The organism is Endozoicomonas sp. ALD040, from assembly GCF_049275945.1.
Taxonomy (GTDB): domain Bacteria; phylum Pseudomonadota; class Gammaproteobacteria; order Pseudomonadales; family Endozoicomonadaceae; genus Endozoicomonas_A.
Genome location: NZ_CP184829.1, coordinates 1,352,540 through 1,375,879 on the forward strand (window position 1 = coordinate 1,352,540; position 23,340 = coordinate 1,375,879).

General features: G+C 49.6%; 3 protein-coding genes. All 3 read right to left on the minus strand.

The genetic code is table 11. The annotated features are described in order from the left end of the window. Positions 1 to 67 precede the first annotated feature (67 nt). The 3 genes from ACOJUN_RS04195 to ACOJUN_RS04205 all read right to left on the minus strand — a co-directional run bounded on the left by ACOJUN_RS04195 (position 68) and on the right by ACOJUN_RS04205 (position 23,284). Complete coding sequence (locus ACOJUN_RS04195; protein WP_422135418.1) at positions 68 to 7,693, minus strand: AAA family ATPase; 7,626 nt, start codon at positions 7,691 to 7,693, stop codon at positions 68 to 70. A 168-nt stretch (positions 7,694 to 7,861) separates the two neighbouring features. After that, positions 7,862 to 15,577 (minus strand): AAA family ATPase, encoded by a 7,716-nt coding sequence (locus tag ACOJUN_RS04200; RefSeq protein ID WP_422135419.1) that lies wholly within the window; start codon positions 15,575 to 15,577, stop codon positions 7,862 to 7,864. A 150-nt stretch (positions 15,578 to 15,727) separates the two neighbouring features. Continuing rightward, complete coding sequence (locus ACOJUN_RS04205) at positions 15,728 to 23,284, minus strand: AAA family ATPase (protein WP_422135420.1); 7,557 nt, start codon at positions 23,282 to 23,284, stop codon at positions 15,728 to 15,730. Between the last annotated feature and the right edge of the window lie 56 nt (positions 23,285 to 23,340).

Genomic DNA, 23,340 nt, shown 5'->3' on the forward strand with positions numbered 1-23,340 from the left:
ATAGTACGAAAGTTCCTTTTTGACGGTCAGCCGTGACGCTTGAAGGCAATCACCGATCTCGAAAAATTCATACTAAATCCACGCTGTCCAAAAACTCTTTGGCAATGGTTGTCAGCTCACGGGATTTGAGCACCAGTGCGTTATCGGCGTTGAGTGCCTGCCGTAAGTAGTCATCCTTTAGAGAGTTCTCAAGAGATTCAGAGCTCTGAATTTCAAACATCATGGCATAGAGTTCTTCTGGTGAAGATGGATCATGAGCACCATAGGAGTGTGGCTCTTTGCAACAGTCGATGAAAGCTTCGGTCCAACAATAGGTTAAGCAGCCGCCTTTTGTGTGTGTCAATTGATACAGATAATGACTGAAGGCCAGCTTAATCAACTCCAGGCATTTGTTTTCTAAATACTCCAGAGCTCCTGATTCTAATCCACTACGTCTCAACATTTGCGCATATCGATTATAAAACAGCTCTGAGGCCTTTTTTTTAATCGATGTGCACTTCCAGGAAGGTTTCCCCAGGATAATCACCGGACGATGGTTCCCCCTGCCAGAGACTGACCTCGGAAAAGCGGGCTGCTGCGCCAGCATTCGTTCTATATTGGGAATGCCTTCAGGTTCGTCCGTCCAGGCGTTCTTTAAGAGTCGATGGGTAATTTCATATTCAAGGAATGATGAAAACCCATCGTAATGATCGACGAACGAGGTGCCTTCTCTGCGTTGGAAGTCTTCATAAGCCTTCTGCCATAACTGAGTATTTTTTTCCCTGAAGAACAACTGCTTATACCATTTTTTCAGGCAATGAGTGGCTTCAACCCTGAGCTCATCGACGCTTTTCAGACGGACCAATAGGTCATGATGTTGGGCGCATATAATGGAGTACTCATCGGTCAGCATTGGATCCAGCCAACCCGATTTCAGGACTTCAAGGGCAAAGCGATTAAACGATGGCCTGGTCAGGTCACTGTCTTTCAGTATTCCTATCATTGAAGAAAACCAATAGTGAGCGCTCAGGTCGTCCTGATTAATTATTTTTGGATGGAGTAGTTTGAGTTGTTCAATGACCTGCCCTTCATCACCGTCGGACAATATTTTTTTTACTGGCTCCGATATCGGTTCAAGTTGCTTCTTGTAATCGCCCGATGCTTCTTTCCCCAGCGACACGATGATTGAGACGGCCAGGGAAAAACTGATTAAATCTCTTTTCTCCCAAAGGTTCCCGATTATGTTGGAAATAATTAGCTTAGCTTCTGGCAATGCACTGTCTGTCTCAAGGGCCTGGTTCAGTTCCTCACGGCTCATATCGCAGACTTCAGCCAGAGTTTGCTGTTGTGACAAATCAGCACCTTTCATGAGATCTTTCAGGAAAGCCTTATGCTTCTTTAACTCAGTGCTGGAATGACTGACATTTGTGATGGTCTGGTAGACAAACTCGATCTCTGTTTGCTCGACGGGCGCACCGCCGAGATCCACAGGCACCCAGGTTTGACCTTCATCCACGGAATATTCAGCAAAGCTGTGGATATCACTATTCACTATCCGGGATGGAATCCCGAAATAACGACAGAAAGCAACAAAAACAGGCGTACGATGACGGCAGCTCCCCTGCCGTTGTGTTACCAGAAATTTAAAGAAATTCTTATGGCCCGCTGGTGTGGTTTTACCGGAAAACTGTTGGCAATACTCCGTGATCGCCTCAATTCGTTGCTCTGTGCCTTCGGCGCCTTTTATTTTCTGCAAAGGCACCTGTATTTCGGTCGGTTGTTTTTTAATGGTCTTAAACAGTTTGTTCAGTACGGTTTTCATACCTTCTGAACACCGGGCATCAAGGTTTGTTAATCGTTCTGGCCGGGCTTCTTCAGGAGGTGTTTTTTTGCCCGGATCTCTGTGTTCTACGACATAAGTAAAGTTAAAGTGTTGCCTGTCTTCGGCCTGCGGAATCAATAATATGTGAAGCCCGGTATATCGATCCCTGACCAGGGTAAATGACAAACCGGGTAATATACGCAAGGCAACGATATAGTCGTTAAACGTCAGGCCGGGCAATACAATTAGACGATCCTTCATCAATGGTCCTCCAAAGGCTGCCAGCGCTTGATTGCTGGCTAAGGTCACTTCCTGGTCGCACTCTGTTAATGGATCCGGACTGAGAGTTTCGACACCCTCAATGTATTGAACCTCAAGAAAGGTCAGTTCGACATCACCCCAGGCAGTCACTTTGACATCCCACACCGCCGAGCGATACATATGGGAAGGCTGGTTATGCGGTTTAAAAATTTTATAATCGTTAACTTGTCGCAGCCCCAGATTCTCATAGTTCGTTATCTGGTCCAATACCGCAGGAGAAGACTGGTCGGTTGGAGGAGTGCTGCTCACCCGGCCTTTATCGTTCGTTCTCCGGTCCAATGCCTGAGGATCAGGCTGTCTGATGGGAGATGTTCTGCTCACCAGACCTTTATTGTTCGTTCTCTGTTTCAATGCCTGGGGATCAGACTCTTTGATGGGAGGCGTTCCGCTTACCGGGCCTTTATGGCCTTTTCTCCGTTTTAATACCTGAGGATCAGGCTGTCTGATGGGAGATGTTCCGCTCACCGGGCCTTTATGGCCTTTTCTCCGTTTTAATACCTTAGCCAGTTTCGAGCGGGCTTTCAGACGGTATTTTTCGGGAGCGTTATCATTACCAACCGCTAAAGCTTCGTTACTTTGATCGTCAACCTGCTGGCTCGACAGATTACTTATCTGATGCCAGAACGCAGGCCACAATTGAACTGCATCGGAGTTCCATGCCTCTATCCGCTGATCGGCTTCCTGAAGATAAGGCTGGGAAGCCGGTAATTTCAGTGTTTGTTGCTGTTCTTCCGTCAGTGGAAATACGCTATTAGCATCCACGCCTGTCTCGCAAAACTTATGTGCAAACCAGCGTTGCTGCCAGTGTCGGTAGAGTGCCTGGATGAGTACATCGTCCGACTCATCCGGCCTCAGGGAAAGACCGGATGCCTGCCACTTGGCCTGAGCCACCCTCTTGATGATTTCCGCTTTGACTTCCTCTTTATTCGGACGAGCCTTAACACGAATTTCATGGTTTTTTTCATCAATACTGTCGAGGTTACCGGGTCGTATCAACCAGGGACGATCAATGTCCGGTAGCGTTTTGTTGAACCATTTGCAAAGTCCGGCATCAAGTGCTCCTTTAGCCATGGCAAGAGTCGATGATTCGGGCAGTTCCTCCAGCGACAGGTTGGTGGCCATCAGGTAAAGCCGGTAGTGCTGATTGAGGCATTGATGAAGTGCTTTTTCGCTAAAATCGCCTCCTTTTTTGACAGCCATGGCGACATTCTGTAAATCGCGACTGGTGGGCTGTAACGGCAGGCCTTTCCGTTGCAGGCAGGCCCTTAAACGACAATGTTTTTCAGTCAGCTGTTTGGCGACGAATTTCCCTTTTGGGGAGTCTGGCAACACTTTCCCGGCAATAGTCTGCAATTCTACCGAGTTATACTGGCGGATCGGCAAATGCCGAAAACGTCCTTTCAGCGCCGGTGATAAGGGTTTTCGACCGCTGTACTCAGGCGGGTTGATGGTGGCAAACAGGTGGAAGCCCGGATGAGCGTCACCGGCCAGAATATCGTTTAACTCACCTTCCAGGTGCTGGCTGTCGATCAGGTTCATTTCCGAAATCACTACGATGCCGCCCTCTACTTTTGCTTTCTGGATCGCTTCACACACTTTGTCCCAGGAACAATCACAGGCATTCAGGGGAAAAACTTCCGGCATGGACTCTCCCCGTTGCTTAGCCTGCTTTCTGACACTTTCAATCAACAGGTTCAGCGTGGCATCCTTACCCCGTCCAGCCGGGCCTTCAATCAGCGTTGCCTGACGGCCGCCGTGTTTTATCTTGCGATGATAAGCCTGCTGACAGCGGCTCAAATCCTGTCCCAGATGTTGCACCAGATCAATGACTGCCGATCCGGAGGTATCAAACTCAGGTCGGAATTCTTTGGTGAATGCTTTGAAGTCCCGCTGAATATCTGGCAGGGTGTGGTTATGAACTTTGTCGCGCAGGGTGTTGTCCAGTTCGTAACGGGCAGCAAACCAGATTTCCAGTGCTGAAAGGGCATCCTGTTGAGTTTCGCTGATTTCGGGACCCAACACATCCCGGAAACTTTGCTGGATTAAACTGTTCACTTGCTCACAGCTAACACGGTCGCCTTCGGACAACGCTCGATCCAGATACCAGCCCACCCAGCTACAGATATCGGTTAAATCCCTGGGAGTAAACTCATGCTCGGGCAACAGCTCCTGATAATATTGCCACAGTGCCATGACACTCTTGCTGGCCTTATGTGCAATACCGTTTATTTGATGCCGTTGTAAATGATTGAGCAAAGCCGGTTCCACCACCCTGTCCCGAAGGAAAGCCTGATCCAGACGTGGGTAGTAAGCCCTGGGCAGTTTCTCTTTCAGGGTCGGGTCCATTTGGCGCCCGGCGTAATGATCCGGGTTACCGGTGAGAATCACCCGGTGTTTTTCGCTGACCTTAACAGGATGACCATTCACATAGATGCAGGGTTGCGGTTCCCATAAGCCGTTCAATGACGCCAGCAATCCGGCTTCGGCCAGGTTAGCCTCATCCAGCACCAGGGTGATGTATTCTCCGTCTTTGTGAGATTCGCTATTGGCCCATTCCATCAATGCCCGGTTTTGCTGCACCATGGAGCGGTCGCCGTCGGCGTGTTGTTGCCACTGCCAGCGTTTCATCAGGGTCTGTTCGCTGTCAGAAGGTCCAAGAGAAATGACCGCAGACTGTCCTGAAGCCTTTGCCATCTTCGCTGAAAAGTAGCTTTTCCCGGTGCCGGTTTCCCCCTCAAGGAATATAACGGGAGAGTCTGTCAGCCGGTCGTGGAGTCGGGATAATCGACGGCTTTCACGATCCTCCTGACCCATCTCGCCGTGATAAAGATCCCGGGCCATTGCTGACAATGGCCTATCAGCAGAACCCGGCCATTGCAGTGAATCAGACAGTCGATTTTCTATGCGGTCAATGCGTTCTGCGGCAGAATTTTCTGTGACATATTCTCCTCTGGCAATGTGAAAACAATCGGTAGCCAGGGCGTGAATGGCATCGGATCGGGTGGCCTGCCCCGGTAGCAAAGGTAACCGCCAGCCACAAGCCAGTGCATCTTGCAAACGTTTAATCTGTTCTCTTGGCTCAATGGCTAAGGATTGCCAGGGCTTTGTTGCCGCCGGATCGACGGCCAACTGATAGGCTATAGCATCTCGTTGTTTTTCAGACGCGTGGGCCAGAATCATGGCACAGAGTCTGTCCATAATTTTTTTTTCACCCCGCTCTGGAAACGGACTTTCATAAGACAGCTGTAATTCGGCATCTTTAAACACGGCCGGGTCAAAGGCTCGGGCCAGTGGCCACAGGTTCTGCCTGACAAACTTTCTATCCAAAGGTTGGGCGCTATTGATGATGGCAGCTAACTGATCCGGGTCTACCGAGGCGGCTTGATCCTCGTTCGGCGTCTTATCCGGTAACAAGTGCCAACAAGCTACTTTCATAAAATCCCGCACTGAAGGATGCTGTCGGGTGCCGTGGGTGATGACGCTATTGATGGCCTTGCGCCAGTGGCGGGGCAGGAGCTGCAGGGAGTGGTCAACCTGCTGTGCCCGGCGGGCAGCCATTATGAGGTTATTCAGCAAACCTGCGGTCATTTCAGGCAGAGGGCTACAAAGGTGGGCAGGTACGGTTTTAAAGGCTTTGTAAAGCTGTTTAAACGCTTGTTCTGGCAGCTCAGTCCGGGCGATATCATACTTGCGGGCATTGATATCCCAGAGATCGACCTCAGGACACGGCTCACCCATGGCGACCCTCCCATGAAATATTGAAGAGGGGCTTTTCACAGGTTCAGGCCAGAGTATTGTCACACGAGCTTGTGGATAGTTTTGCAACTGGCCATTCACCAACAGAGGTTGCCCAACAATCAGGGGTTCCAGAAGCTGCTGAAGCGTTGGATTACTCTCCAGCCCCCGGAATACGACCGGCTTGCCAGCGGTTAATGCCTCCTGCAACGCAGTTTGACGGTGTCCAAAATGGGCCTTTTGTTCCGAGGTGATATGGATATTATCAAATAGCTGGCTGAAGCGGGTCTGTTCATTGACCTGAATGACCAGAGGTGATTCCGGCTGCTTATTGATCCAGTGACTGGCCTGGACAGATTGCTGATAAGTGAGGGTACTGAACGCGATCTGATCTTTGTTTTTTTCCTGTGGGCAGGACAGAGAGACCTCATCGCTTTCTGTCAATCCCAGGACTTTCGGCTGACGTTTTGAATCAGTCACCTGAAGTCGGGGCTCCAGGCCGGTGGTCTCGCGAATCGCCTGCAGTGAACCCAGCAAGCGAAACCAGAGCGCCTCAGTGAGGGGAGACGTTACGGTGACTGATCCCCCCGCCCGAATCTGTTCCAACAGACAGGTGTTAGGGGTTGCATAGCCTTCCGGGGTAATGGCAATGGGACTCAGCCATTGGGCAATATTACTCTGGTTGATGATGATGGGGTTGCGTGATGCTTGTTCTTTGTCAAGTGAAGGGTACAGACTTTGGAACAGTGAACGAAGCTCGTTATTCCCTACCGGCATCTGATAAAACTGAACATTGTCGGGTAATGGACAGATCTTGCCATTGCTCTCAAAGCACTTCTGCGCCAGCATTTGTCGAATCGTCTGTTCAAAGGCCAGATCTTCCCAGTTGGCTCCTTTCAGAATGACCCGTTGATCGGCCCTTAATGACTCAAGCCTGCCGGGGATGTGCTGGATTCGCCCCTGTTTGTCCACTCCGGGTCCACCCAGCAGTAACTGTCGCCAGTGACTGTGCAAGTGGCAATCAATTAAAATGCTATTGTCGTCTTCCATAGCACTTTTGGCACTGGTGAATTCAGGCAATAAGGGAGGAACCTTGTCGATCTCCATCGATGGGTTATTGCCGGTCTGAGTGTCGAACTGCCAGGTATTGCCCGGTCGATTAATTCGTCGCCAGAAATCAGCGCCCGGAGCGCCGGCTGCGGGCGCATCTTCACGTCGGCCAACGAATTCCAACTGTGCAGGGTCTGCCACGACTAATAGAGAAACATGCTCTCCCAGAGGGCGTTTCTTCTGGCTGACTTTGTCGTACAGGCAGGGGTTATCAGGGTCCAGCAGATCGTTAAATTTGGGCAGTTCATCACCGGTGAGGTTTCGGATATCTATCATCAGGGTTAATGGCTTTGAACTTTCAAAGAGCTTGCCTGAACGCAGAGTGTGGCGACCCTCTCTGGAAATGCTCAACCGGGTCACCAGATTAGCCTGTGAGAGGTCATCGGGATGGGAAATAAGGGTGACATCCCGATTTTTATCGCTGATCTGGGCAACTAAAAGCTGTCGAATCTCATCATCACTGGCGACAAAACGAAAATCGAAGGCATAAGGGGTCTTTTGGAGCGAGGAATCTGTTGCGGAAACGATTCTTGCTTTGTCTGGAAAGGTTGTCGAAGGTGACGATTTATTGAGTTTGGAGGTGATACCAGAGCTGACCTTTGTAATCTTTAACGGTAAACCCTGCTCTGCTCTAATGGCTGGCATGTCACTCTTTTCAGCACTCTCAGACAGGCCAATATCAAAAACAGGGTTGTTGTCAATTTTCTCACCAATACGACCATCCACAGCCAATCTCCCAACTGTCATCTGAAGAACTGAATTGAAGTTGTTTGGTAGTTTGACCTTTAGATAGTATGAAAGTTCATTTTTGACAGTCAGCCGTGACGCTTGAAGGCAATTACCGATCTCGAAAAATTCATCATGAACAGACTACTACCAGAAATCCATCACGCCTCAAAGCGAATCAAAATTAGCGCTGTTCAAAAACTCTTCGGCAATGATTGTCAGCTCATCGGATTTGAGCACCAGTGCGTTATCGGCGTTGAGTGCCTGCCGTAAATAGTCACCCTTTAGAGAGTCCACAAACAATCTGGATGGAGAGTCCATAAACCATTTAGAGCCGTCAATTTCAGACATCATGACATACAGCTCTTCTGGTGAGGATGGATCATGAGCACCATAGGAGTATCTCTCGTTGCAACATTTGATGTAAGCATCGGCCCAACAATAGGTTAAGCAGCCGCCTTTTGAGTGTGTCAATTGATACAGATAATGACTGAAGGCCTTTTGAATCAAATCCTCGAATTCTTTATTTAAAAGCAGCGGGTCTTTTATCCCATTACGTTTCAAAATGACCGCATATTGACTTTGCAAGAAATCTTCGGCCTTTTTGTAAATCGATGTGAACTCCCAGGAAGGTTTCCCCAGGATAATCACCGGACGATGGTTCCCCCTGCCAGAGATTGACCTCGGAAAAGCGGGCTGCTGCGCCAGCATTCGTTCTATATTGGGAATGCCCTCAGGTTCGTCTGTCCAGGCGTTCTTTAAGAGTCGATGGGTAATTTCATATTCAAGGAATGATGAAAACCCATCATAACAATGATCGACGAACGAGGTACCTTTTCTCCGTTGGAAGTCTTCATAAGTCTTCTGCCATAACTGACTATTTTTTTCCCTGAAGAACAACTGCTTATACCACTTTTTCAGGCAATGAGTGGCTTCAACCCTGAGCTCATCGACGCTTTTCAGACGCACCAATAGCCTATGATGTTTATCGGCGTTTTTTATATATGTCTCATCGTTCAGGATTGGATCCAGCCAACCCGATTTCAGGACTTCAAGGGCAAAGCGAATAACCGATGGCTTGGTCAGGTCGCTACCTTCCAGTATTCCTGCCATTGAGGAACACCAATGGTGAGCGCTCAGGTCATCCTGATTAATTATTTTTGAATGGAGTAACTTGAGTTGTTCAATGACACGCTGTTTATCATCGCGGTACAATATTATTCGTTTCACTGCCTTCGATATCGGTTCAAGTTGCTTCTTGTAATCGCCCGATGCTTCTTTCCCCAGCGACACGATGATTGAGACGGCCAGGGAAAAACTGATTAAATCTCTTTGTTCCCAAAGGTTCCCGATTATGTTGGAAATAATTAGCTTAGCTTCTGGCAATGCACTGTCTGTCTCAAGGGCCTGGTTCAGTTCCTCACGGCTCATATCGCAGACTTCAGCCAGAGTTTGCTGTTGTGACAAATCAGCACCTTTCATGAGATCTTTCAGGAAAGCCTTATGCTTCTTTAACTCAGTGCAGGAATGACTGACATTTGTGATGGTCTGGTAGACAGACTCGATCTCTGTTTGCTCGACGGGCGCACCGCCGAGATCCACAGGCACCCAGGTTTGACCTTCATCCACGGAATATTCAGCAAAGCTGTGGATATCACTATTCACTATCCGGGATGGAATCCCGAAATAACGACAGAAAGCAACAAAAACAGGCGTACGGTGACGGCAGCTCCCTTGCCGTTGAGTTACCAGAAATTTAAAGAAATTCTTATGGCTCGCTGGTGTGGTTTTACCGGAAAAGTGTTGGCAATACTCCGTGATCGCCTCAATTCGTTGCTCTGTGTCTTTGGCGTTTTTTATTTTCTGCAAAGGCACCTGTATTTCGGTCGGTTGTTTTTTAATGGTCATAAACATTTTGCCCAGTACGTTTTTCATACCTTCTGAACACCGGGCGTCAAGGTTTGTTAATCGTTCTGGCCGGGCTTCTTCAGGAAGTGTTTTTCTGCCCGGTTCTCTGTGTTCTACGACGTAATCAAAGGCAAAACTCTGGTTGGCTTCGGCCTCCGGAATCCATAATATGTGAAGCCCGGTATATTGATCCCTGACCAGCGTAAATGACAATCCGGGTTTTATACGCAAGGCAACGATATAGTCGTTAAACGTCAGGCTGGGCAATACTGCCAGACGATCCTTACACAATGATACCGAAAATCTTGCCAGCGTTTGATTGCTGGCTAAGGTCACTTCCTGGTCGCAATCTGTTAATGGATCCGGTCTGAGAGTTTCGACACCCTCAATGTATTTAACCTCAAGAAAGGTCAGTTCGACATCACCCCAGGCATTCACTTTGACATCCCACACCGCCGAGCGATACATATGGGAAGGCTGGTTTTGCGGTTTAAAAATTTTATAACGATTAACTTGTCGCAGCTCCAGATTCTCATAGTTCGTTCTTTTGTCCAGTACCCCAGGAGGAGACTGGTCGGTTGGAGGAGTGCTGCTCATCGGGCCTTTATCGTTCGTTCTCTGTTTCAATGCCTGAGGATCAGGCTCTTTGATGGGAGATGTTTTGCTCACCAGACCTTTGCCGTTCGTTCCCTGTTTCAATGCCTGAGGATCAGGCTCTTTGATGGGAGATGTTTTGCTCACCAGACCTTTGCCGTTCGTTCCCTGTTTCAATGCCTGAGGATCAGGCTGTCTGACGGGAGATGTTTTGCTCACCGGGCCTTTATTGTTCTTTCTCTGTTTCAATGCCTGAGGATCAGACTTTTTGATGGGAGGCGTTCTGCTCTCCGGACCTTTAAGGCTTTTTCTCCGTTTTAATAACTTAGCCAGTTTCGAGCGGGCTTTCAGACGGTATTTTTCAGGAGCCTTATCACTACCAACCGCTAAAGCTTCGTTACTATGATCCTCAACCTGTTGGCTCGACAGATTACTTATCTGATGCCAGAACGCAGGCCACAATTGAACTGCATCGGAGTTCCATGCCTCTATCCGCTGATCGGCTTCCTGAAGATAAGGCTGGGAAGCCGGTAATTTCAATGTTTGTTGCTGTTCTTCCGTCAGTGGAAATACGCTATTAGCATCCACGCCTGTCTCGCAAAACTTATGTGCAAACCAGCGTTGCTGCCAGTGCCGATACAGTGCCTGGATGAGCAAATCGTCCGACTCATCCGGCTTCAGGGAAAGACCGGATGCCTGCCACTTGGTCTGAGCCATCCTTTTGATGATTTCCGCTTTGATTTCCTCTTTATTCGGACGATCCTTAACACGAATTTCATGGTTTTTTTCATCAATACTGTCGAGGTTACCGGATCGTATCAACCAAGGACGATCAATGTCCGGTACTGCCTGATTGAACCATTTGCAAAGTCCGGCATCAAGTGCTCCTTTACCCATGGCAAGAGTCGATGACTCCGGCAGTTCCTCCAGCGACAGGTTGGCGGCCATCAGGTAAAGCCGGTAGTGCTGATTGAGGCATTGATGAAGTGCTTTTTCGCTAAAATCGCCTCCTTTTTTGACAGCCATGGCGACATTCTGTAAATCGCGACTGGTGGGCTGTAACGGCAGGTTTTTCCGTTGCAGGCAGGCTCTTAAACGACAATGTTTTTCAGTCAGCTGTTTGGCGACGGATTTCCCTTTTGGGGAGTCTGGCAACACTTTCCCGGCAATGGTCTGCAATTCTGCCGAGTTATACTGGCGGATCGGCAAATGTCGAAAACGTCCTTTCAGCGCCGGTGATAAGGGTTTTCGCCCGCTGTACTCAGGTGGGTTAATGGTGGCGAACAGGTGGAAACCCGGATGAGCGTCTCCGGCCAGAATATCATTTAACTCACCTTCCAGATGCTGGCTGTCGATCAGGTTCATTTCCGAAATAACTACGATGCCGCCCTTTACTTTTGCTTTCTGGATCACTTCACACAGTTGCTCCCAGGAACAATCACAGGCATTCAGGGGAAAGACCTCTGGCATGGTTTTTCCCCGTTCTTCAGCTTGCTGTTTAACACTTTTGATCAGCAGGTTCAGCGTGGCATCCTTACCCCGCCCAGCCGGGCCTTCAATCAGCGTTGCCTGACGGCCGCCGTGTTTTCTGTCGTGATGATAAGCCTGCTGACAGCGGCTTAAATCCTGTCCCAGCCGTTGCACCAGATCAATGACTGCCGATCCGGAGGTATCAAACTCAGGTCGGAATTCTTTGGTGAATGCTTCGAAGTCCCGCTGTATATCCGGCAAGGTGTGGTTATGAACTCTGTCGCGCAGGGTGTGGTCCGGTTGGTAGCGGGCAGCAAACCAGATTTCCAGTGCCGAAAGGGCATCCTGTTGAGTCTCGCTGATTTCGGGACCCAGTAGATCCCGGAAACTTTGCTGGATCAAACTGTTCACTTGCTCACAGCTGGCACTGTCGCCTTCGGACAACGCTCGATCCAGATACCAACCCACCCAGCTGCAGATATCGGTTAAATCCCTGGGGGTAAACTCATGGTCGGGCAACAGCTCCTGATAATATTGCCACAGTGCCATCACACTTTTGCTGGCCCTGTGTGCAATGTCGTTTATTTTGTGGCGCTGTAAATGATTGAGCAAAGCCGGTTCTACTACTCTGTCCCGAAGGAAAGCCTGATCCAGACGTGGGTAGTAAGCCTTGGGCAGTTTCTCTTTCAGGGTCGGGTCCATTTGGCGCCCGGAGTAATGATCGGGGTTGCCGGTGAGAATTACCCGGTGTTTTTCGCTGACTTTGACAGGATGACCATTCACGTAGATGCAGGGTTCCGGTTCCCATAAGCCGTTCAGTGACGCCAGCAATCCGGCTTCGGCCAAGTTAGCCTCATCCAGCACCAGGGTAATGTATTCTCCGTCTTTGTCGGATTTGGTATTGGCCCATTCCATCAATGCCCGGTTTTGTTCCGCCATAGAGCGGTCGCCATCGCCGTGTTGTTGCCACTGCCAGCGTTTCATCAGGGTCTGTTCGCTGTCGGAAGGTCCAAGGGAAATGACTGAAGCTTGTCCCGAAGCCTTGGCCAATTTGGCAGAAAAGTAACTTTTCCCTGTGCCGGTTTCCCCCTGCAGGAATATAACGGGAGAGTCTGTCATCCGGTCATGGAGCCGGGATAAACGACGGCTTTCACGATCTTCCTGACTCATCTCGCCATAATAAAGATCCCTGGCCAGTGCAGACAGGGGCTCATCAGCGGAACCCTGCCATTTCAGTAATTCAGAGAGTCGATGTTTTATACGTTCAATGCCTTCTGCCTCCGCATTCGCTGTTTTGGATATGTGAAAACAATCGGTGGCCAGCGCGTGAATGGTATTGGATCGGGTCTGCCCCGATGGCAGAAGTAACTGCCAGCCAGAAGCCAGTGCATCTTGCAAACGTTTAATCTGTCTGGTTGGCTTGATGGCCAGGGATTGCCAGGGCTTTGTTGCCGCCGGATCGACTGCCAGCTGATAGGCTATAGCATCCCGTTGTTTTTCAGGCGCGTGGGCCAGGATCATGGCACAGAGCCTGTCCATAACGTCTTTTTTCCCCTGCTTTGGAAACGGACTTTCATAGGACAGTTGTAATTCGGCATCTTTAAACACTGCCGGGTCAAAGGCTCGGGCCAGTGGCCACAGGTTCTGCCTGACAAACTTTCTATCCAAACGTTGGGCGCTATTGATGATGGCAGCTAACTGATCCGGGTCTACCGAGGCGGTTTGATCCTCATCCAGCGTCTTATCCCGTAACAAGTGCCAACAAGCCACTTTCATAAAATCCCGCACGGACGGATGCTGTCGGGTGCCATGGGTGATGACGCTATTGATGGCCTTGCGCCAGTGGCGGGGCAGGAGCTGCAGGGAGTGGTCAACCTGCTGTGCCTGCCGGGCAGCCAGTATCAGATTATTCAACAGCCCTTCGGTCATTTCTGGCAGAGGGCTACAAAGGTTGCCAGGTACGGTTTTAAAGGCTTCGTAAAGGGAGTGAAGTACTTGTTTCGGCAGATCAGCCTGTGAGATACGATGCTTGCGGGCATTGATATCCCAGATATCGAACGCAGGACAGGATTTTCCCCTGGCAACCATCGAGCTCCATACAGAAGATGAGCTTTTTGCAGACTCAGGCCAGAGTATTGTCACACGAGCTTTTGGATAGTCTTGCAACTGGCCATTCACCAGCAGAGGTTGCCCAATAATCAGGGGTTCCAGAAGCTGCTGCAGCGTTGGATTACTCTCCAGCCCCCGGAATACGACCGGCTTGCCAGCGGTTAATGCCTCCTGCAACGCAGTCTTGCGATGTCCAAAATGGGCCTTTTGTTCCGAGGTGATATGGATATTATCAAATAGCTGGCTGAATCGGGTCTGTTCATTGACCTGAATGACCAGAGGTGAGTCCGGCTGCTTATTGATCCAATGACTGGCCTGGGCAGATTGCTGATAAGTGAGGGTGCTGAACCCGATCTGATCTTTGTTTTTTTCCTGTGGGCAGGACAGAGAGACCTCATCGTTTTCTGTCAATCCCAGGACTTTCGGCTGATGTTTTGAATCAGCCACCTGAAGTCGGGGCTGCAGGCCGGTGGTCTTACGAATTGTCTGCAGTGAACCCAGCAAGCGAAACCAGAGTGCCTCAGTGAGGGGAGACGTTACGGTGACTGATCCCCCCGCCCGAATCTGTTCCAACAGACAGGTGTTAGGGGTTGCATAGCCTTCCGGGGTAATGGCAATGGGGCTCAGCCATTGGGCAATATTACTCTGGTTAATAATAATGGGGTTGCGTGATGCTTGTTCTTTTTCAAGAGAAGGGGACAGACTGAAAAACAGTGAACGAAGCTCGTTATCCCCAATCGGCATCTGATAAAACTGAACATTGTCGGGTAATGGACAGATCTTGCCATTGCTCTCAAAACACTTATGCGCCAGCATCTGTCGAATCGTCTGTTCAAAGGCCAGATCTTCCCAGTTGGCTCCTTTCAGAATCACCCGCTGTCCGGCCCTTAATGATTCAAGCCTGCCGGGAATGTGCTGGATTCGCCCCTGTTTGTCCACTCCGGGGCCACCCAGCAGTAACTGTCGCCAGTGACTGTGCAAGTGGCAATCAATTAAAATGCTATTGTCGTCTTCCATAGCACTTTTGGCACTGGTGAATTCAGGCAATAAGGGGGGAACCTTGTCGATCTCCATCGATGGGCTATTGCCGGTCTGAGTGTCGAACTGCCAGGTATTGCCCGGTCGATTAATTCGTCGCCAGAAATCAGCACCCGGAGCGCGGGCTGCGGGCGCATCTTCACGTCGGCCAGCGAATTTCAACTGTGCAGGGTCTGCCACGACTAATAGAGAAACATGCTCACCCAGAGGGCGTTTCTTCTGGCTGACTTTGTCGTACAGGCAGGGGTTATCCGGGTCCAGCAGATCGTTAAATTTGGGCAGTTCATCACCGGTGAGTTTTCGGATATCCATGACCAGGGTCAGTGGCTTTGAACTTTCAAAGAGCTTACCTGAACGCAGAGTATGGCGACCCGCTTTGGAAATGCTCAACCGGGTCACCAGATTAGCCTGTGAGAGGTCATCGGGATGGGAAATAAGGGTGACATCCCGATTTTTATCGCTGGTCTGGGCAACTAAAAGTTGTCGAACCTCATCATCACTGGCGACAAAACGAAAATCGAAGGCATGAGGGGCCTTTTGGAGTGATGAATCTATTGGGGATACGCTTCTCGCTTTGTCAGGCAACGTGCTCGAAGGAAAGGGGTTATTGAGTTCGGGAGTTACAACAGAACAGGCTTTTGCTTTCTTTGATGATGAATCCAGCTCTGCTTTCCTGATTGGCACGCTGCTCTTTTCACCACTCTCAGACAGGGCAAAACCAGGAACAGGGTTGTTGTCTATTTTCTCACCAATACGACCATCCATAGTCAATCTCCCAACTGCTATCTGAAGAACTGAATTGAAGCTGTTTAATTATTAGACTTTTAGATAGTACGAAAGTTCCTTTTTGACAGTCAGCCGTGACCCTTGAAGGCAATCACCGATCTCGAAAAATTCATCATGACCGGACAGCAATCAGATTTTCAACAGGTTACAAAGCGAAAACAAATCCACACTGCGCAAAAACTCTTTGGCAATAGTTGTCAGCTCACGGGATCTGAGCACCAGTGCGTTATCGGCGTTGAGTGCCTGTCGTAAGTAGTCATCATTCAGAGAGTTCTCAAAGTCTTCAGAGCTCTGAATTTCAGACATCATGGCATAGAGTTCTTCTGGTGAGGATGGGTCATGAGCACCATAGGAGTGTCGCTCGTAGCACGATTCGAAGGAAGCCTCGGCCCAACAATAGGTTAAGCAGCCGCCATTTGTGTTTGTCAATTGATACAGATAATGAGTGAAGGCCTTCTGGATCGCCAGCGCGGATTGGTTGCGTAAAGAATCACGTTTTCTCCGACTTAATTCCCGATTGCCCCTGTCCCTGGTTTTTTGATCAATCATGAATCCGGCATGTCTATTAATCTGTGCGCACTGCCAGGAAGGTTTCCCCAGGATAATCAACGGACGGTGGTTCCCCCTGCCTGAGGTTACACTCGGAAAAGCGGGCTGGTGCGCCAGCATTCGTTCTATATTGGGAATGCCCTCAGGCGTGTCGGTCCAGGCGTTCTGTAAGAGTCGATTGGTGATTTCATATTCAAGGAATGATGAGAAGCCATCATAACAATGATCGACGAACGAGGTACCTTCTTTCCGTTGGAAGTCTTCATAAGCTTTCTGCCATAACTGACTATTTTTTTCCCTGAAAAATAACTGTTTATACCACTTTTTCTGGCAATGAGTGGCTTCAACCTTGAGTTCATCGACGCTTTTCAGACGCACCAATAGGTTATGATTTTGGGCGTACATAGAAGAGTACTCATCGGCCAGCATTGGATCCAGCCAACCCAATTTCAGGACTTCAAGGGCAAAGCGAATAACCGATGACTTGGTCAGGTCACTATCTTTCAGTATTTCTACCATTGAAAAAAACCAACTTATAGCGTCCAGTTCGTCCTCATTAATTATTTTTGGATGGAGTAACTTGAGTTGTTCAATGACCTGCCCTTCATCACCGTCGTACAATATTTCTTTCACCGCCTCCGATATTTGTTTAAGTTGTTGCCCTTGGCAATTGTCCAATACCTCTTTCCCCAGCGACACTATTATTGAGACAGCCAGGGAAAAACTGATTAAATCTCTTTGCTCCCAAAGGTTCCCGGTTATGTTGGAAATAATTAGCCTGGCTTCTGGCAATGCGCTGTTTTTATCAAGGGCTTTGTTCAGTTCCTCAAGGCTCATATCACAGGCTTTAGCCAGAGTTTGCTGTTGTGACAAATCAGCACCTTTCAGGAAATCTTTCAGGAAAGCCTTATGCTTCTTTAACTCAGTGCTGGTACTACTGACATTGGTACTGGGCTGGACGTCAGGTTTGAAATCTATTCTCTCGACAGGCGCCCCGCCCAGATTCACTGACACCCAGGTTTGGCCTTCATCAACGGAATATTCAGCAAAGGCGTGGATTTGGCTATTCACTTGCCGGGATGGAATCCCGAAATAACGACAAAAAGCAACAAAAACAGGCGCACGATGACGGCAGCCCCCTTGCCGTTGTGTTACCAGAAATTTAAAGAAATTCTCATGTCTCGATGGTTTAGCCTTACCGGAAAACTGTCGGCAATATTCCCTGATCGCCTCAATTCGTTGCTCAGTGTTTTTGGCGTCTTTTATTTTCTGCAAAGGCTCTTGTATTTCGGTCGGTTGTTTTTTAATGGTCATAAACAGTGGGTCCAGTATGGTTTTCATACCTTCTGAACACCGGGCGTCAAGCTGTGTTGGTCGTTCTGGTCGGGTTGATTGCGGAGCTGTTTTTCTGCCCGGTTTTCTGGTTTCTACGACATAATCAAATTTAATTTTCTGGTGGGCTTTGGCCTTTGGAATCAGCACTATGTGAAGCCCGGTATATCGATCCCTGAACAGGGTGAATGGCAAATCGGTTGATATACGCAGGGCAACGACGTAGTCGTTAAACGTCAGGCTGGGCAATGAAAAAAGATTAGCTTTCGATGATAACAAAATGCTTGCCATCGTTTGATTGCTGGCTAGTGTCATGTGGTAACGTCCTGGTAACGGGTCCGGTGTGAGGGTTTCGAACCCCTCAAGGCATTGCACCCCAAGAAAGGCCTTTTCGACATTACCCTTGGCAGTCACATCAATATTCAATACTTCCCAGCGATGCATAAAGGAAGGATACTTCTGTGTATTAAAAACGTTATAGTCTTTAACTTCTGGCAGCTTCAGCTTCTCATAATTCGTTGTACGGTCCAATACCAGAAGATCAGACTGACCGGACGCTCTGTTCAGCGGGCCCTTATCGATAGTTCTCCGGTCCAATGTCTGATGATCAGGCTGGCTGACAGGAGATGTTCCACTCACAGGGCCTCTATTGTTTGTTCTCCGGTCTAATGCCTGATGATCAGGCCGGTTCCTGGAAGGTGGGTCTATATAGCTTTTTATCCATTTCAATGTGTTAGCCAGGTTCGAGCGGGCTTTCGGACGGTATTTTTCAGGAGCGTTATCATTACCAACCGCTAAAGCTTCTTTACTATGATCGTCAACCTGATGGCTCGGCAGATTACTTATCTGATGCCAGAACGCAGGCCATAGTTGAACTGCGTCAGAGTTCCATGCCTCTATCCGCCGATCCGCCTCTCGAAGATAAGGCTGGGAAGCCGGTAATTTCAACGCTTGTTCCTGTGCTTGCGTCAGTGGAAATACGCTATTAGCATCCACACCCGTCTCGCAAAACTTATGTGCAAACCAGCGTTGCTGCCAGTGTCGGTAGATTGCCTGGATGAGCAGATCGTCCGACTCATCCGGCCTCAGGGAAAGACCGGATGCCTGCCATCTGGCCTGAGCCACCTTCTTGATGATTTCCGCTTTGACTTCCTCTTTATTCGGACGAGCCTTAACACGAATTTCATGGTTTTTTTCATCAATACTGTCGAGGTTACCGGGTCGTATCAACCACGGACGATCAATGTCCGGTAGCGTTTTGTTGAACCATTTGCAAAGTCCGGAATCAAGTGCCCTTTTATCCATGGCAAGAGTCGATGATTCGGGCAGTTCCTCCAGCGACAGGTTGGCGGCCATCAGGTAAAGCCGGTAGTGCTGATTGAGGCATTGATGAAGTGCTTTTTCGCTAAAATCGCCTCCTTTTTTGACAGCCATGGCCACATTCTGTAAATCGCGACTGGTGGGCTGTAACGGCAGGCCTTTCCGTTGCAGGCAGGCCCTTAAACGACAATGCTTTTCAGTCAGCTGTTTAGCGACGAATTTCCCTTTTGGGGAGTCTGGCAACACTTTCCCGGCAATGGTCTGCAATTCTGCCGAGTTATACTGGCGGATCGGCAAATGCCGAAAACGTCCTTTCAGCGCCGGTGATAAGGGTTTTCGCGCGCTGTATTCAGGCGGGTTGATGGTGGCAAACAGGTGGAAGCCCGGATGAGCGTCACCGGCCAGAATATCGTTTAACTCACCTTCCAGGTGTTGACTGTCGATCAGGTTCATTTCCGAAATAACTACGATGCCGCCATCGACTTTTGCTTTCTGGATCACTTCACACAGTTGCTCCCAGGAACAATCACAGGCATTCAGGGGAAAGACCTCTGGCATGGTTTTTCCCCGTTCTTCAGCTTGCTGTTTAACACTTTTGATCAGCAGGTTCAGCGTGGCATCCTTACCCCGTCCAGCCGGGCCTTCAATCAGCGTTGCCTGACGGCCGCCGTGTTTTCTGTCGTGATGATAAGCCTGCTGACAGCGGCTTAAATCCTGTCCCAGATGTTGCACCAGATCAATGACTGCCGATCCGGAGGTATCAAACTCAGGTCGGAATTCTTTGGTGAATGCTTCGAAGTCCCGCTGAATATCCGGCAAGGTATGGTTATGAACTCTGTCGCGCAGGGTGTGGTCCGGTTGGTAGCGGGCAGCAAACCAGATTTCCAGTGCCGAAAGGGCATCCTGTTGAGTCTCGCTGATTTCGGGACCCAGTAGATCCCGGAAACTTTGCTGGATCAAACTGTTCACTTGCTCACAGCTGGCACTGTCGCCTTCGGACAACGCTCGATCCAGATACCAACCCACCCAGCTGCAGATATCGGTTAAATCCCTGGGGGTAAACTCATGGTCGGGCAACAGCTCCTGATAATATTGCCACAGTGCCATCACACTTTTGCTGGCCCTGTGTGCAATGTCGTTTATTTTGTGGCGCTGTAAATGATTGAGCAAAGCCGGTTCTACTACTCTGTCCCGAAGGAAAGCCTGATCCAGACGCGGGTAGTAAGCCTTGGGCAGTTTCTCTTTCAGGGCCGGGTCCATTTGGCGCCCGGAGTAATGATCGGGGTTGCCGGTGAGAATTACCCGGTGTTTTTCGCTGACTTTGACAGGATGACCATTTACGTAGATGCAGGGTTCCGGTTCCCATAAGCCGTTCAGTGACGCCAGCAATCCGGCCTGGGCCAGGTTAGCCTCATCCAGCACCAGGGTAATGTATTCTCCGCCTTTGTCGGATTTGGTATTGACCCATTCCATCAATGCCCGGTTTTGCTGCGCCATAGAGCGGTCGCCGTTGTCTTGTTGTTGCCACTGCCAGCGTTTCATCAGGGTCTGTTCACTGTCAGAAGGTCCAAGGGAAATGACCGCAGACTGTCCTGAAGCCTTTGCCATTTTGGCGGAAAAGTAACTTTTCCCGGTGCCGGTTTCTCCCTGCAGGAAGATAACGGGAGAGTCTGTCAGCCGGTCATGGAGCCGGGATAAACGACGGCTTTCACGATCTTCCTGACTCATCTCGCCATAATAAAGATCCCTGGCCAGTGCAGACAGGGGCTCATCAGCGGAACCCTGCCATTTCAGTAATTCAGAGAGTCGATGTTTTATACGTTCAATGCCTTCTGCCTCCGCATTCGCTGTTTTGGATATGTGAAAACAATCGGTGGCCAGCGCGTGAATGGTATTGGATCGGGTCTGCCCCGATGGCAGAAGTAACTGCCAGCCAGAAGCCAGTGCATCTTGCAAACGTTTAATCTGTCTGGTTGGCTTGATGGCCAGGGATTGCCAGGGCTTTGTTGCCGCCGGATCGACTGCCAGCTGATAGGCTATGGCATCCCGTTGTTTTTCAGGCGCGTGGGCCAGGATCATGGCACAGAGCCTGTCCATAGCTTCTTTTTCAACTTGCTCTGGAAATGGACTTTTGTAGGACAGTTGTAATTCGATACCTTTAAAGACTGCCGGGTCAAAGGCTCGGGCCAGTGGCCACAGGTTCTGCCTGACAAACTTTCTATCCAATTGCGGGGCGCTACTGATGATCGCAGCTAACTGATCCGGGTCTAACGAGGCGGCTTGATCCCTGTCCGGTAACAAGTGCCAACAGGCCACTTTCATAAAATCACGCACGGACGGATGTTGTCGGGTGCCATGGGTGATGACGCTATTGATGGCCTTGCGCCAGTGGCAGGGCAGGAGCTGTAGGGAGTGGTCAACCTGCTGTGCCTGCCGGGCAGCCAGTATCAGATTATTCAACAGCCCTTCGGTCATTTCTGGCAGAGGGCTACAAAGGTTGCCAGGTATGGTTTTAAAAGCTTGGTAAAGTGAATGAAGCGCTTGTTCTGGCAGGTCAGTCCGGGCGATACCATACTTGCTGGCATTGATTTCCCAGAGATCGACCTCAGGGCACGGCTCACCCCTGGCGACCATCGAATGAAATATTGAGGATATGCTTTTTGCAGACTCAGGCCAGAGTATTTTGATATGAGCTTTTGGATAGGCCTGCAATTGGCCATTCACCAACAGAGGTTGCCTGATAATCAGGGGTTCCAGAAGCTGATGAAGCGTTGGATTACTCTCCAGCCCACGGAATACGACCGGCTTGCCAGCGGTTAATGCCTCCTGCAACCCAGTCTGACGATGTCCAAAATGGGCCCTTTGTTCCGAGGTGATATGGATATTATCAAATAGCTGGCTGAAGCTGGTCTGTTCATTGACCTGAATGACCAGAGGTGAGTCCGGCTGCTTCCTGATCCAATGACTGGCCTGGGCAGGTTGCTGATAAGTGACGGTACTCACCGGGGCGTGATCTCTGGTTTTTTCCTGTGGGCAGGACAGAGAGACCTCATCCTTTTCTACCAAACCCAGGGCCTTCGGCTGATGTTTTGAATCAGTCACCCGGAGTCGGGGCTCCAGGCCGGTGGTCTCGTGAATCATCTGCAGTGAGCCGAGCAAGCGAAACCAGAGTGCCTCAGTAAGGGGTGACGTTACGGTGACTGATCCCCCCGTCCGAATCTGTTCCAACAGTCGGGTGTTAGGGACTGCATAGCCTTCCGGGGCAATGGCAATAGGGCTCAGCCATTGGGCAATATTACTCTGGTTAATGATGATGGGTTTGCGTAATGCGTGCTCTTTGTTACCTTCTTTGTCAAGAGCACGGGATAGACTTTGGAACAGCGAATAAAGCTCGTTATACCCAACCGGCATCTGATAAAACTGAACATCGTCGGGTAACGGACAGACCTTGCCATTGCTCTCAAAACACTTCTGCGCCAGCATTTGTCGAATCGTCTGTTCAAAGGCCAGATCTTCCCAGTTGGCTCCTTTCAGAATGACCCGTTGTCCGGCCTTCAATGATTCAAGCTTGCCGGGGATGTGCTGGATTCGTCCCTGTTTATCGACTCCGGGGCCACCCAGCAGCAACTGTCGCCAGTGACTGTGCAAGTGGCAGTCAATTAAAATGCTATTGTCGTCTTCCATAGTACTTTTGGCACTGGTGAATTCAGGCAATAAGGGAGCAACCTTGTCGATCTTCATTGATGGGTTATTACCGGCCTGTGCGTCAAACTGCCAGGTATTGCCCGGTCGATTAACTCGTCGCCAGAAATCAGCACCCGGTGCGTCGGCCCCCGGTGCGCCGACTGCGGGCGCATCTTCATGCTGGCCAACCGATGCCAGCTGTTTAGGCTCTGCCAGGACTAACAAAGAAACATGCTCTCCCAGAGGGCGTTTCATCTGGCTGACTTTGTCGTACAGGCAGGGGTTATCCGGGTCCAGCAGATCGTTAAATTTGGGCAGATTCTCGCTGGTGATTTTTCGGATATCTATCACCAGGGTTAATGGCTTTGAACCTTCAAAGAGCTTACCTGAACGCAGAGTGTGACGACCCTCTTCGGAAATGCTTAACCGGCTCACCAGATTAGCCTGTGAGAGGTCATCGGGATGGGAAATAACAGTGACCTCCCGATGTTCATCGCCGGTCTGGGCGACTAAAAGCTGTCGAACTTCATCATCACTGGCGACAAAACGGAAATCGAAGGCATGAGTGACCTTTTGGAGTGATGAATCTATTGGGGATACGCTTCTCGCTCTGTCAGGCAACGTCCTCGGAGGAAAGGGTTTATTGAGTTCAGGAGTTACAAAAGAACAAGCTTTTGCTTTCTTTGATGATGAATCCAGCTCTGCTTTCCTGGCTGGCACGCCGCTCTTTTCACCACTCTCAGACAGGGCAAAACCAGGAACGGGGTTGTTGTTTATTTTCTCACCGATACGACCATCCATAACCAATCTCCCAACTGCCATCTGCAGAACTGAATTGAAGTTGTTTAGTTATTTGA

Excerpts from the sequence above, each read along its gene's own strand:
- ACOJUN_RS04200 (WP_422135419.1), bottom strand. The coding sequence starts at position 15,577 with ATGGATGGTCGTATTGGTGAGAAAATAGACAACAACCCTGTTCCTGGT.
- ACOJUN_RS04205 (WP_422135420.1), bottom strand. The coding sequence starts at position 23,284 with ATGGATGGTCGTATCGGTGAGAAAATAAACAACAACCCCGTTCCTGGT.